General features: G+C 70.6%; 16 protein-coding genes. 10 read left to right on the forward strand and 6 right to left on the reverse strand.

The window, feature by feature from the left end; all coding sequences use genetic code 11:
• Positions 1-146: 146 nt before the first annotated feature.
• The 3 genes from ACIHAD_RS36350 to ACIHAD_RS36360 are packed head-to-tail and all read left to right on the forward strand — an operon-like array spanning position 147 to position 2,316.
• A complete protein-coding gene (locus ACIHAD_RS36350) occupies positions 147-941 on the forward strand; it encodes a hypothetical protein (RefSeq protein ID WP_397359365.1) in 795 nt (264 codons plus the stop codon).
• A complete protein-coding gene (locus ACIHAD_RS36355) occupies positions 938-2,005 on the forward strand; it encodes a glycosyltransferase (protein ID WP_397359253.1) in 1,068 nt (355 codons plus the stop codon). The genes ACIHAD_RS36350 and ACIHAD_RS36355 overlap by 4 nt, the downstream gene beginning before the upstream one ends.
• Positions 2,006-2,034: 29 nt before the next feature.
• Positions 2,035-2,316, forward strand: a complete 282-nt coding sequence (locus ACIHAD_RS36360; protein WP_352327377.1) for a metal-sensitive transcriptional regulator — start codon at positions 2,035-2,037, stop codon at positions 2,314-2,316.
• 118 nt (positions 2,317-2,434) lie between these two features.
• Here the strand turns inward: ACIHAD_RS36360 and ACIHAD_RS36365 are convergent, their stop codons facing one another.
• Positions 2,435-2,596: a hypothetical protein gene (locus ACIHAD_RS36365; protein ID WP_020540796.1), complete on the reverse strand. Its 162-nt coding sequence runs from the start codon at positions 2,594-2,596 to the stop codon at positions 2,435-2,437.
• A 214-nt stretch (positions 2,597-2,810) separates the two neighbouring features.
• Complete coding sequence (locus tag ACIHAD_RS36370) at positions 2,811-4,139, reverse strand: hypothetical protein (protein ID WP_397359254.1); 1,329 nt, start codon at positions 4,137-4,139, stop codon at positions 2,811-2,813.
• A 74-nt stretch (positions 4,140-4,213) separates the two neighbouring features.
• Between ACIHAD_RS36370 and ACIHAD_RS36375 the strand changes: the two genes are divergently transcribed.
• Positions 4,214-5,095, forward strand: coding sequence for a hypothetical protein (locus ACIHAD_RS36375; RefSeq protein WP_397359255.1), 882 nt, complete (start codon positions 4,214-4,216; stop codon positions 5,093-5,095).
• Here the strand turns inward: ACIHAD_RS36375 and ACIHAD_RS36380 are convergent.
• Positions 5,067-5,588 (reverse strand): gamma carbonic anhydrase family protein, encoded by a 522-nt coding sequence (locus ACIHAD_RS36380; RefSeq protein WP_397359256.1) that lies wholly within the window; start codon positions 5,586-5,588, stop codon positions 5,067-5,069. The genes ACIHAD_RS36375 and ACIHAD_RS36380 overlap by 29 nt on opposite strands.
• Before the next feature lie 147 nt (positions 5,589-5,735).
• Between ACIHAD_RS36380 and ACIHAD_RS36385 the strand changes: the two genes are divergently transcribed.
• Positions 5,736-6,764 carry a hypothetical protein gene (locus ACIHAD_RS36385; RefSeq protein ID WP_397359257.1) on the forward strand — a complete coding sequence of 343 codons (1,029 nt, stop codon included), beginning with the start codon at positions 5,736-5,738 and terminating at the stop codon, positions 6,762-6,764.
• A 158-nt stretch (positions 6,765-6,922) separates the two neighbouring features.
• Here ACIHAD_RS36385 and ACIHAD_RS36390 read toward each other — a convergent pair whose 3' ends face one another.
• The 3 genes from ACIHAD_RS36390 to ACIHAD_RS36400 form a co-directional block, all read right to left on the reverse strand.
• Positions 6,923-7,165: a hypothetical protein gene (locus tag ACIHAD_RS36390; RefSeq protein WP_397359258.1), complete on the reverse strand. Its 243-nt coding sequence runs from the start codon at positions 7,163-7,165 to the stop codon at positions 6,923-6,925.
• Positions 7,166-7,303: 138 nt separating this feature from the next.
• The gene (locus ACIHAD_RS36395) at positions 7,304-8,056 is read right to left on the reverse strand and encodes a GntR family transcriptional regulator (RefSeq protein WP_397359259.1); all 753 of its coding nucleotides are present in this window, start codon (positions 8,054-8,056) and stop codon (positions 7,304-7,306) included.
• A 153-nt stretch (positions 8,057-8,209) separates the two neighbouring features.
• On the reverse strand, positions 8,210-8,692 hold the full coding sequence (locus tag ACIHAD_RS36400) for a VanZ family protein (RefSeq protein ID WP_397359260.1): 483 nt from the start codon (positions 8,690-8,692) through the stop codon (positions 8,210-8,212).
• Positions 8,693-8,951: 259 nt separating this feature from the next.
• On the opposite strand from ACIHAD_RS36400, the gene ACIHAD_RS36405 reads away from it, so the two are divergent.
• Genes ACIHAD_RS36405 through ACIHAD_RS36425 form a run of 5 tightly spaced genes read left to right on the forward strand, consistent with a single transcriptional unit; the run spans position 8,952 to position 12,404 of the window.
• Positions 8,952-10,361: an aldehyde dehydrogenase family protein gene (locus ACIHAD_RS36405; protein ID WP_397359261.1), complete on the forward strand. Its 1,410-nt coding sequence runs from the start codon at positions 8,952-8,954 to the stop codon at positions 10,359-10,361.
• Positions 10,354-11,151, forward strand: a complete 798-nt coding sequence (locus tag ACIHAD_RS36410; protein ID WP_397359262.1) for a 2-keto-4-pentenoate hydratase — start codon at positions 10,354-10,356, stop codon at positions 11,149-11,151. The genes ACIHAD_RS36405 and ACIHAD_RS36410 overlap by 8 nt, the downstream gene beginning before the upstream one ends.
• Positions 11,148-11,573 (forward strand): RidA family protein, encoded by a 426-nt coding sequence (locus tag ACIHAD_RS36415; RefSeq protein ID WP_397359263.1) that lies wholly within the window; start codon positions 11,148-11,150, stop codon positions 11,571-11,573. Before ACIHAD_RS36410 ends, ACIHAD_RS36415 begins: the two co-directional genes overlap by 4 nt.
• Positions 11,570-12,085, forward strand: coding sequence for a 3-hydroxyanthranilate 3,4-dioxygenase (locus ACIHAD_RS36420; RefSeq protein WP_397359264.1), 516 nt, complete (start codon positions 11,570-11,572; stop codon positions 12,083-12,085). Before ACIHAD_RS36415 ends, ACIHAD_RS36420 begins: the two co-directional genes overlap by 4 nt.
• A 22-nt stretch (positions 12,086-12,107) precedes the next feature.
• Positions 12,108-12,404 carry a hypothetical protein gene (locus ACIHAD_RS36425; RefSeq protein WP_397359265.1) on the forward strand — a complete coding sequence of 99 codons (297 nt, stop codon included), beginning with the start codon at positions 12,108-12,110 and terminating at the stop codon, positions 12,402-12,404.
• Positions 12,405-12,409 lie beyond the last annotated feature (5 nt).

Below are 12,409 nucleotides of genomic sequence, written 5' to 3' on the forward strand. Positions count from 1 at the left end.
CACGAAAAGTCGGACTCCTCTACAGGCTCTGTAGAGGAGTTCCGCACGTCACGGGGCCACGCGCAGGAAATCTCCCATCCACATAACGGGAAAATCACGGTAACCTCAACGTCGCATGGCCTTATTCGACGGGGAGGGGGCTGGTGATGCGCGTCGTGGTCACGGATGCCGAAGTCACCCTGGCCGACGTGCTCTCCCTGCGACTCGCCATCGAGGAGCCCCTGGGTGACGGCACCGAGCTCGTCCTGCGCCATCGCGCCACGGGGGTGGAGCGCGACGTGCGCCTGGGCCGGACGGGAAGCCGCACGCGGGAGGCCACGCTGGCCGTCTCGCTCGCGCCGCTGGAGCTGACCGCCGGCCGCTGGGACGCCTACCTGCGGCACGAGGGCAGCCGCAGCAGGCTGCGCAGCGTCGATCCCGGGTTCTCCCTCGACCACCTCGACGCGTACGCGCTGTGCCGCCGCACGCTGGCCTACCGGTCGTACCGGACGCGGAACGGGTTTCTGGCCCTGAAGATAGCCGACGCCGCGCCGGCGGCCGAGGTGCGGGCGATCTGGTTCAGGGAGGGCCGGTTCGAGGTGACGGGGCTGCTGGCGTACACCGGGCTGGAGGACGACGACGCGCGCCGCGAGGCCACGCTGACCCTCGACCGCAGGACGACCAGGGAACGGGTGTCGTCCAACGCCACCGTCCAGGGCGTGCGCTTCCACGCGGCGGTGTCGCTGGTGAACGTGGTCGAGGCCGATCCCGACACGGCCGGCACGTGGGAGCCCGCGCTGGAGGTCGAGGGCGTGCCCACGCCGCTGCGGCTGGGCGCCTGGCTCGACGACGTCGACGGCAAACGCAGACGGCTGCACTATCCGTCGGCCGAGATCGACGGCGTGCCCGTACGGCCCTCGTACACCGCCGACGACGAGCTGCGCATCGAGGTGGGCGGATGAAGGTCAGCCTGGTCCTCGCCTCGGCGTACGGGATGCGCGGCGACGTGCGCGCGATGCTCAACCTCGCCACCGCCCTGTCCGAGCGGCACGAGGTCGAGGTCATCAGCGTCAGGCGGCAGAAGGAGAAGCCGTTCTTCCCCATCGGCGCCAAGGTGGCCATGCGCAGCGTGATCGACGCCCGTCCCGGGGTGCGCCACCTGCTGCCGCGTGGTCAGATGCGCACCGAGATGGCGCTGTGGCGGCTGCTGCGCGGGCTCAGGTCCGACGTGCTGATCACGACCAGGCCGGGCATCGGCGTCCAGGTGGCGCGGCATGCTCCACGTGAAACCCTCAAGATCGCCAGGGAGTGGGGGCGGCCCGCCGTCCCCGGGCCGGTGCAGCGGCTCTACCCGCGCCTCGACGCGGTCGTGACGGCCACGGACTCGGCCCAGGAGGAGTGGATCAGGCTGCTCGGCGGCGGGCCGGCCGTCCACTCCGTGCCGGACGCGCTGCCGGGTGGCCCGTGGCCGCGCTCGCGGATGGACAACCGGATCGTGGCGGCCGGGGGCAGGTGGGTGTCGGTCAAGGCGTACGACCGGCTGATCAGGGCGTTCGCGATCGTGGCGGACAAGCGTCCCGACTGGCGGCTGCGGCTCTACGGCGGCGGCCCCGAGGAGCGGCGGCTGCGGTCGCTGGTGAGCGAGCTCAACCTGCACAACCATGTCTACTTCATGGGCGTCACGCCCGACCTGGCGGGGGAGTTCGCCAAGGCGTCGATCGTGGCCAACCCCTCCCGCAGCGAAGACCTGGGCATGACCGTGCTGGAGGCCATGGGGTGCGGGGTGCCGGTGGTGGCCTTCGAGGGCGCGAGGGGGCCCAGGGAGTTCGTGGCGACCGGCTACAACGGCGTCCTGGTGCCCGAGAGCGAGAGCGAGGCGCAGCACTTCGCGGGCGCGCTGCTCGCGCTCATCGACGACGAACGCCGCCGGCGCTCGCTCGCGGCGGGCGCCCTGGACACCGCCGTACGTCATTCGGCCGGGGAAGTCGCCGAACAGTGGGAGAAGCTGCTCGCAGATCTCCGCTAGCTCATACGGGTTACGGGTACCGTAGAAGCATGCATGGGTACAGCGGAGACAAGCAGGCATATCTGACGCGCCTCCGGCGAATCGAGGGCCAGATCAGGGGCCTGCAGCGCATGGTCGACGACGATGCCTACTGCATCGACGTGCTCACCCAGGTCTCCGCGGCCACGCGGGCCCTTCAGGCCGTGGCGCTCGGGCTGCTGGAGGAGCACATCTCCCATTGCGTCGCCGACGCGATCAACACCGGCGGCCCGGAGGCCGAGGCGAAGGTGAAGGAGGCGTCGGCCGCCATCGCCCGCCTGGTCAAGTCGTAGGGCTGTCCTCCTCCATACGTAGGAGAGAGACACCCTCGATTGACTAGTTACCTGGAATCCCCGGGAACGACTGTCCCGGACCCCATGGGAGCCCGGGACAGGTAATTTTCGATGGTCTTCAGCGACTCGCCGAAGTCCGCAATCCGAGCGCGTCGTCGAGTTCGTCCAAGGTCAGCCGCCGCTCGCTGACAGCCACGGCAGTGAGCACCTCGGCGTAGAGCGCAATCTCGTCCAACGCGACACGGTCGTGGACCCGAGAGTCCAGGTCGTCGTGCCCCACCGCGTCGTCCTTCCTTCCGCAGCCCACACCCTCTACGAGGTTACGGCGAGGGCCCTTCCTGCGACATGGCCCATCGGAGTCATTCCTTTCGGCGTCACGGGGCCCCCACAGGGATCATTTCCCGAGGTCGAGATCACAATTCAGCGAATTGCCCGGTGGCTCAAGTGATAGAGGGATATAGGCGGAGTAAGAGTGAAATAACGGTAATAGTGCGTTACCGGGGACCGATGTGGTGGTCGTCGCGTTCCTGGATCAGCTCGCGGACCAGCGCGCTCTGGCCGGCGAGGCCGTGCTGCGGCACCTTGGCCCCGGTCAGCCGGCCCCACGCCAGGCACGTGGCGTACGCGGCGCCCAGCACGGCCGCCTTGCTCTCCCGGTCCGGCGGCGTCACCACCGCCGCCTGCGGCACGGGCTCCCCGCCCGTACGTACGGCGAACCCCTCCGGCTCTGTGTGCTCGGCCGCCGAGGTGCCCGTCAGCCCGGCACGCTCCAATTCCCCGTACGCCCGCCGCAGCCGGTGGTTCAGCCGCTCGGGCAACATCCGCCTGGAGTCGGACAGGTCGGCCAGGTACGCCGCCGCCGCCCCGGACGCGTCGCCCACGAAGTTCAGCGCCTCGACCAGGTCGTACACCGCGTGGGCGAAGCAGGCGTCGGGATCGGTCTCCGGCAGCAGGGCCAGGGCCAGCCGCGGCGGGCAGCGGTCCAGCCAGGCCCGGCGTACGGCGTCGTCGCCGCGCGCGGCCGTGGCGTCGTCGCGGCCGGGCCGGCGCAGCATCGGCTCCACCATCGTCAGCAGCGCCAGCGCCCGCGGCCTGAACCGGATGTCGGACAGCAGCACCTGGGCCGTGTCGGCGATCAGCGCGGCCAGCCGGAGCGCGGCCCGCGGGCGGCCGGCACGGGTGCGCTCGGACACCAGCGTGACGAGGTCGAGCAGCGGCGGCGCGGGCAGCCAGCGCACCCACTCGTCGCCGGGCAGCGAGCGTCGCAGGTACTCGCCGAAGAGCGTGATCAGGCGCTCGTTGCCGTCGAAGGCCGGCGCGTACGCGCACCACATGACCGACCCCCAGACGGCGGCGACCGTGCTCGGCACGTCGGCGGCGAAGATCTCCCCGAAGGCGGTCAGCGGGTAGTCCAGCTCCGACTTGCGCCCGGCGCCGCGGACCATCTCCGCGATCTGCCCGGTCACCACCGGTGGCACGTCGGGGCCGATGAACGCCTGGGTCGAGCCGGGCTCGGCGGCGAAGTCGGGCCCGGTGGGCACCACCTGCTCCGGCAGCGCCGCTGTGACGTGCCCCACCTTGCGCGCCCGTTCGCCCCTGGGGGGCGGCGCGGGATGCCAGCGGCCGTCGCCGGGGTCGTGCAGGTGCCAGCGCGCGTACGCGCCGTAGAGCCAGCGGTCGCCGTCGGGCGTCACCAGGACCCGGGCGGCCAGGACGTGCGCGCGGTCGGGCACGGACAGGCCCTGCCAGCGCGGGTCCACGACCATCGCGCGGATCTCCGCCTCTGCCGAGGTGAAGGCATCCCAGGGGCGCACGGCCGTCATCGTACTGGCCTGCCGGAGTCAACCCGTCGGCATTTCACGGCAGAATGTCCGCTATGAGGTCAAAGGTGGCAGGGATGTTGGCAGTGGCTGGCGTGGTGAGCGGCTGCGGGAGCGCGGCCGAGGCCCCGCCCACTCCGACCGGCCCCGGGGTGCTGACCGTCCAGAACGCGCAGGCGCCCACGCCCGGCGGCGAGGTCGGATCGGCCTCCGGCGAGTTCGCCGACGCCGCGGAGCTGGCCGTGTGGAGCAAGCTGAGCGACACCGAGAAGGACGTCGACAGGATCGCCGAGCTCGACGTGAACAAGACCGCCAAGGGCGCCCTCTACCTGGAGCCGAAGACCTCCACCTGGTACGACGGCTTCCGCGGCCCCTTCGTCTACCAGGAGCTGGCCGGGGACATCGTCATGCACGCCCGGGTCAAGGTCACCGGCAAGAAGGGCGGCAGGCCGGCGCGCAAGTTCTCGCTCGGCGGGCTCATGGCGCGCCAGCCCGGCACGTACGACAAGCCCAACTGGATGTCCGTCACCACCGGCACCGCCGACGCGGCCGGGCAGGTCGAGGCCAAGTTCACCCTGGACGGCAGCTCCAAGCCGCTGGAGGTGGCGGTCAAGAGCGGCTGGGTGGACCTCGTCCTGGCCAGGCTGGGCCGGGTCGCCGTCGCGCTCTACAAGGAGGACGGCGGCGCCTGGAAGGTGGCCAGACGCTGGCCCTCGAACCTCCCCGAGGTGCTGCAATGGGGTGTCACCGCCTACACCGACTGGGACAGCTACGGCGCGCTCAAGAAGGACGCCGCCAAGGCCAACGCCAAGCAGATCAAGGGCACCCCCGACCTCAAGCTGACCGTCGACTTCGTCCGCTTCCTCCGCCCCGAGCTGCCGGAGTACGCCGACCCGCTCAACACCGCCTCGGTGTCGGACCAGGTCCTGATCAAACTGCTGACGCCTGCCGGTGCCTGATCGCCTTGGCCATGTAGGTGTCCGGCGTGCGGGCGAAGGAGGCCCGGTCGTCGTCGGTGAGCTCGCGCACGATCCTGCCGGGCACGCCGGCGACCAGCACCCCGGACGGGATCTTCTTGCCCGGCCCGACCAGCGCTCCGGCCGCGACCAGTGTGCCGGCGCCCACGCGGGCGCCGCCGAGCACGATCGCGCCGATGCCGACCAGCGCGCCGGTCTCGACGTGGGCGCCGTGGACCATGGCCTTGTGGCCCAGGCTGACCCGGTCCTCAAGGACCGCGGGCTGGCCCGCGTCGGCGTGCAGGCAGCACAGATCCTGTACGTTGCACTCCTCGCCGATCTCGATCCGCTCGTCGTCCCCTCGGAGAACGGAGCCGTACCAGATGCTGGACGCCCGGCCCACCCGCACACTTCCGACCACGACGGCGCCGGGCGCGATGTACGCCTCCGGGTGGATGTCCGGCACTGCCCCGTCGTCCAACGCTGCTATGTACATTCGTCCAATCGTAATTCCCGCCTCAGGTGTGGCGTTCCGGTTGCGGACGTGGGCAGATGGCAGGAAAGTCGTTTCCTGACGTCTCGTCGTCAGACCCTCACAACTCGCAGTTTTCCCCCGCCTCACGCAAACCCTTAGGTAACCCCCATGACAAACCAGCACGAGAGCATTCCCGATCTGATGCAAGAGGACACCTTCGAAGTCGTGATGCGCGGCTACAACCGCCGTCAGGTGCACGACTACATGATCCGTACCCGGAACCAGATCCGGGATCTGGAAGAGCGGCTGGCGCGGGCGATCGACCAGGCGGAGCAGGGCCGGGTCGAGCTGGCGGAGGCCAGGCGGCGGATGGTCGAGGCGCCCCAGAGCTACGAGGACCTCAGCCCGAGGCTCGCGCAGATCCTCAAGCTGGGCGAGGAGGAGGCCGCGTCCAAGCGCGCGGAGGCGGAGGCCGAGGCGACCGCCGTGCGGGAGAGCGCGCGGGCGGAGGCCGAGCGGCTGGTGACGACCTCGCGCGAGACGTCCGACAAGATGCTGACCTCGGCGCAGGCGGAGGCCGAGCGGCGGGTGGCCGAGGCCACGCAGGCGGCCGAGCGCATGCTGGCCCAGGCGGGCGCGGACGCGGAGGAGCAGCTGGGGTCGGCCCGCGCCGAGGCCGAGGGCCTGCTGCGCGACGCGCACGCCGAGGCCGAGCGCATGCTCGGCGCGGCGCAGGCCGAGGCGGAGCGCGTCATGGCGACCGCCAACGCGCAGGCCGAGCAGTTGCTGTCGGGGGCGCACGCGGAGGCCGAGTCGATGCTGGCGGCGGCGCGTCAGCGCACGGCCACGCTGGACGAGCACGCCGGGCGCCGGGTGGAGTACCTGACCAACACCCACACCGAGGTCGTGCGGCGGCTGACCGAGATCGGCTCGGTGCTCGGCGACCTCATGCGCACCGAGGCGGGGGCCGGACAGCTCGTGCCGGAGTCGGCGCTCCCGCCCGCGCCGGCCGCCCAGCAGCCCGCGGCCGTCCCGGCGCGCACGCCGGAGCCCGCCATCGAGGCCGCGCCGCAGCCGGTCCCGCAGTTCTCCGTCCAGGACGACGTGCGGGTCATCGTCGAGGAGGAGAAGCCGAACGAGGGCGTCTCCGACGACACCGACGTGCACATCCTGCGGCTGGGCGAGTACCACTCGTAGAGGGTGAAGGGGCGGGGAGCGGAAGCCCCCGCCCCCGATAGGGTCGGAGACTTCCGCGTTCGTGGCCCCGTGTGGAGGCCCGGTGCCGGAGCCGCCGAGACGCTGAACCCGGCACCGGGCTGCTCGTGTGCGGACCGGGGAACGCTCCACGGCCCGCGTCAGGGAGGGGCGGGGCCGGCCCACCACCGTGGCTGCCGGCCGGTCCGTTCCTCCTGGTCCCGGAGCTGGTCACGCAGACCGTCCGGGTCGTCAGCGTCGATGGTCATCGCGCATCCGGCGTCGCGCTGCGCCGCGTCGAGCGGATGGTGCCGCGTGGCCCACCAGCGACCCGCGTCACTCCGCCAGATGGTCCATTTGGGGTACTCCCGGGCAATCTCGGCAAGATGCCGGTCAACGGACATCTGTGCACCTCTCCCGGGCCCCAGGCGAAGGTTCCATCTCCTGAACGGTTCCATCTCCTTCGAAGATGAGGGACCTCTCTAGAGAATTCAATGATCGTGGTGGACAGGTCCACCTATCGCTTGACAGATCGGGTTGAACTAGGCGTCGAAGTCGTACTGGAGTACGTATGCCGCCGAGTCCAGGACCATCTCGTTGAGCTCGACGGGCAGGCCGCCCGCCGTGTACGCGGTACGGGCGATGACGATGACGGGGGTGCCGCCGGGCAGGTCGAGCAGCCCGGTCTCGCGGGGGCCGGGCATGCGGGCGCGTACCTCCTCGGTGAAGTGGGCCGGGGGCAGGCCCAGGTCGCCGAGCCTGGCGTAGACGCCTCCCGGTCCGCTGTCGGGCAGCGTGATGGCGCTGCCCTGGACCAGCCGGGCGGGGAAGGAGGAGGTCGCCAGTTGCACGGGCCGGCCGTCCACCGAGTAGCGGCGCCGACGCACCCATACCTCGCCGCTCTCCAGGACGCCCGCCACCTCTTCCGGGGCGCGCTCCAGCACCACCTCCACCAGGTCCACGGTGAACGGACGGCCCCGGGTGTCGGCGTCCCAGATGGCACGCCCCTGGCCCCACTGCTCTCGTGACAGGCGGCGCGAGCCGTGCCTGCGGATCGGTTTGAACAGGCGCACGTAGACCCCCGAACCTCGTTTGGGCACCGCCAGCCCTTCGTTGATCAGTACGGCAAGCGCCTGCCTGGCGGTGGCTCGTGCGATTGCGTAGTCGGCCATGAGCGCGTTCTCGCCCGGTAGTCGGTCCCCGTCGCGCAGTTCGCCGGACAGGATCCGGGCGCGGAGGCCGTCGGCGATGCGGCGATAAATAGGGGGCTCGTGGGGTACCGGGGATTCAGACACGTTTCGATCACCCTCTGTCACCAACCAGGTTGTGGCGTCTCCAGAGAACTTGCCCCGTCTTGTCCACGATCGCACAGATACAGGGGTTGGTCCCGAGCTTCTTTTGAGCGCATCGTGCCCGTGTGATGAATTCGGGGACGTTTATGCAGACCGTTATCGTGGAACGGTCCCGGCCGCTATTCGGGTGGCCCACCAGCGGCGAGTAACCGACGCGGCGAGCACCGCGCCCGCGGTGTTCATGATCACGTCGTCCACGGAGGAGAACCGGCCCAGTCTCAGGGCGTACTGGAGGAACTCGACCGTGACCGAAAAGGCCGCCGCCATGGCCGCGACCCGGCCGTAGGAGGCCATCGCGGCGGTCCGTACGGGCAGCAGCGCCCCCAACGCGGCGAACACCAGCAGATTGCCCCCGACCTGCACCAACACCGTCTGCCACGGCGCCCCCACGAGATCAGCGAGATCCGTGAACGGGACCAGGCCGACCCCCGTCCCACCGCTGGACGGCGTGAGGATCATCCAGATCCACGGCGCGGTCCCGACGGCGATGCCGACGTCGGCGAGCGAGGTGCGCAGCGGCGCCGGATGCCCGGCGCGGGCGCGGTGGCGGGCGAGCGCCACGACGGCCGGCCAGGCCACCGGAAGCGCTAAAACACCAGCAATAACGATATTTCCCCACAATTCCCATGTGCGCGCCATTCGGTCATCATCTCGGGCGATCAAGGGGTACCGGAAGATGTCTGTATGGACAGGTCCTCGCGGGGGCCGGCTGAGGGGTGGCTCAGTGTCACCGGCGCCACCGAGCCATGACGGCCCCGCGCGGTTCCCGCTCCCGCCGGACTGTTGTCTCACCGTCGCCCGACGATCTATACCGGGAGTGAGGCTAGAGGAGGCTGCTGTGCTGACCCATTTCATCGGCGGGCTGCCGGTGGCGGCGGGCAATGCGTTCCCGGTCCACGACCCGGTGACGGGCGGGGTGATCAGGCAGGTGCACGAGGCCGACCCGGAGGTGGTCGACCGGGCGGTGCGCGCGGCCAGGGAGGCGGCGCGCGACTGGGCGGGGCTGCCGGTGGCCGAGCGGGCCGGATGGCTGCGCCGCCTCGCCGAGGGCATCGAGGTCCGCTTCGACGACCTGGTCACGGCCGAGATCGCCGACACCGGCAAGCCGCTCGGCCAGACCCGCACGCTCGACGTCCCGCGTGGCATCGCGAACTTCCGCGCCTTCGCCGAGATCGCCTCCCAGCGCCCCGACGACGCCTTCCACCTGGCCGGCGTGCTGAGCTACACCGTGCGCAGGCCGCTGGGCGTGGTCGCCGTGATCGTGCCGTGGAACCTGCCGTTCCTGCTCATGACGTGGAAGCTCGCGCCCGCCCTGGTCGCCGGTAACACCGTGGTGGTCAAGCCGTCGGAGCACACGCCCGGCTCGGCCGCGGTCTTCGCCGAGATCTGCGCCGACGCCGGCCTGCCCCCGGGCGTAGTCAACATCATCTTCGGACACGGCCCGGCGGGCCAGCTCCTCGTCGAGCACCCAGGCGTGGACGGCGTGACGTTCACCGGCTCGACCGCGACCGGGACGCAGATCATGAAGACGGCCGCCGACCGGGTCAAGCCGATCTCGTTCGAGCTGGGCGGCAAGAACGCCGGCCTGGTCTTCGAGGACTGCGACCTCGGCCGGGCCGTCGAGGGGACCGTGAAGTCGGTCTTCACCAACGGCGGCCAGGTGTGCCTGTGCACCGAGCGGCTCTACGTCGAGCGGACGATCTTCGAGGACTTCTGCGGCCGGCTCGCCTCGCGCGCCCAGGAGGTCGAGCCGCAGCCGATGATCTCGGCCGCACATCGGGAGAAGGTGCTGTCCTACTACGCCCTGGCCCGCTCGGAGGGAGCCAAGGTGCTCACAGGAGGAGGCGTCCCCACGTTCGGCGATCACCGCGATTCCGGATATTTCGTGGAACCGACGGTAATGACAGGGTTATCGGAGTGGTCCCGTTTCAATCGAGAGGAGATCTTCGGCCCCGTGTGCCACGTGGCTCCTTTCGACAGCGAGGCCGAGGCCGTCGACCTGGCCAACGGCAGCGAGTACGGCCTGGCCGCCACCGTCTGGACCACCAACCTCGACCGCGCCCATCGTGTGGCCCAGCGCCTGGAGGCGGGGCTGGTCTGGGTCAACACCTGGTACCTGCGCGACCTGCGCACCCCGTTCGGCGGCGTGAAGCTGTCGGGCATCGGCAGGGAGGGCGGCACGCAGTCGCTCGACTTCTACTCCGAGCCCACCACCATCACCATCAAACTGGAGCAACCCGATGCATGACGAATGGTCCCTGGCCGTCGACACCCGAGGTCAGGCCGCCGAGCGGCTCGCCGAGGCCGCGCGTACCGGCAAGCCCTGCGCACCGATCAGGGACCTCATCACCACGGTGGCCGACGCCTACGCGGTGCAGGAGATCAACACCCGTCGGGCGCTGGAGGAGGGCCGGCGGCCGGTCGGCAGGAAGATCGGTGCCACCAACCCGCTGCTGCAGCAGAAGTTCGGCATCGACCAGCCCGACCACGGCATGCTCTTCGCCGACATGGCCGAGCTCGACGGCCGGCCCGTACGGGTGGAGCGGTTCCTGCAGCCGCGCGCCGAGGCCGAGGTCGCGCTCGTGTTCGGCCGGGACCTGACCGAGGGGCCGTTCACGCTGGTGGACGTGATCAGGGCGGTGGAGTTCGCGCTGCCCGCCATCGAGATCGCCGACTCGCGCATCGCCGACTGGGACATCACGATCGCCGACACGGTCGCCGACAACGCCTCCGGCGGCGCGTACGTGCTGGGCGGCACCCCGAAGCCGCTGACGGCGCTCGACCTCGGCGCGGCGGCGATGACGATGACCCGCAACGGCGAGGAGGTCTCCTCGGGGTCCGGCGCCGCGTGCCTGGGCAACCCGCTGAACGCCGCCCTCTGGCTGGCCGGCGCGCTGGCCGCCACCGGCCGACCGCTGCGCGCCGGGGACGTCGTCCTGACCGGCGCGCTCGGCCCGGTCGTGCCGGTCGAGGCCGGGGACGTGTTCGAGGCCCGCATCGAGGGGCTCGGATCGGTGCGGGCGGTGTTCGGCACGTGAGCGGCGAGGCCATCACCGTCCCGGGCAAGGCCGTGCCCCGGGGACGGTTCCCGCACGTCAGACGCGCGGGCGACTTCCTGTACATCTCCGGCACCAGCTCCCGCAGGCCCGACGGCACCTTCGCGGGTGCGGGGGCCGACCGGTACGGCGTCACCGACCTGGACATCCGCGTCCAGACGCGGGCGGTCATCGAGAACGTCGGCGACCTGCTCAAGGCCGCCGGAGGCTCGCTGGCCGATCTCGTACAGATCACCACATACCTGGTAAACATGAACGACTTCAAGGGCTACAACGAGGTGTACGCCGAGTTCTTCGACGAGGAGGGTCCGACCAGGACCACGGTCGCGGTGCACCAGCTCCCGCACCCGCACCTGCTCATCGAGATGCAGGCCGTCGCCTACCATCCACAGGAGCGATCATGATTCCCCCCATTGACTTCACCAAGTGGATCGACGAGCACGCCCACCTGCTCAAGCCGCCGGTCGGCAACAAGGTGGTCTTCGAGGAGGCCGGCGACTTCATCGTGATGGTGGTCGGCGGGCCCAACTCCAGGACCGACTTCCACGTCGACCCGTACGAGGAGCTGTTCTACCAGCTGCGCGGCAACATGCACGTCAACGTGGTGACCGAGAACGGCCCCGAGATCGTGCACGTCCGCGAGGGCCAGATGTGGCTGCTGCCGGCGCGCATGCCGCACTCGCCGCAGCGCCCCGAGGCCGGGTCCGTCGGGCTGGTGGTGGAGCGGATCCGGCCCGAGGGCGAGCTGGAGAAGTTCCAGTGGTACTGCATGGAGTGCGGCGCCAAGGTCCACGAGGTCGAGCTCCAGGTGCGCGACATCGTCAAGGACCTGCCGCCGGTCTTCGCGGCGTTCTACGCCGACGAGAAGGCCCGTACGTGTGACCGGTGCGGCGCTCTGCACCCCGGCAAGGGCTAGAACCTGGGCTGAAGGGGGTCCCATGCGCGTCGCCGTGCTGGGACTGGTCGCGCTGATGGTCGCGGGATGCGGCGGCTCGGTGCCCCTCGCCGCCGAGGACGAGCCCGTACGGGGCGGCGCGATCATCTCGCGGCGGGGCGCGAGGCTCCTGTACGCCTTCTACGCGGGTGGGGAGGGCATGGTCAGCGTCGGGCTCTGGTCGCCCGCGCTGGAGAACCCGGACAACGCCGCCTCGGCACACAACCCGGTGCAGAACTGGTACGTCAGCGAGTACCAGAATGGTGTAAACCGGATAATTGCCACCATCCCACCCCCATAAGGAGC

This window comes from Nonomuraea sp. NPDC052265 (assembly GCF_044547985.1).
Lineage (GTDB): Bacteria > Actinomycetota > Actinomycetes > Streptosporangiales > Streptosporangiaceae > Nonomuraea.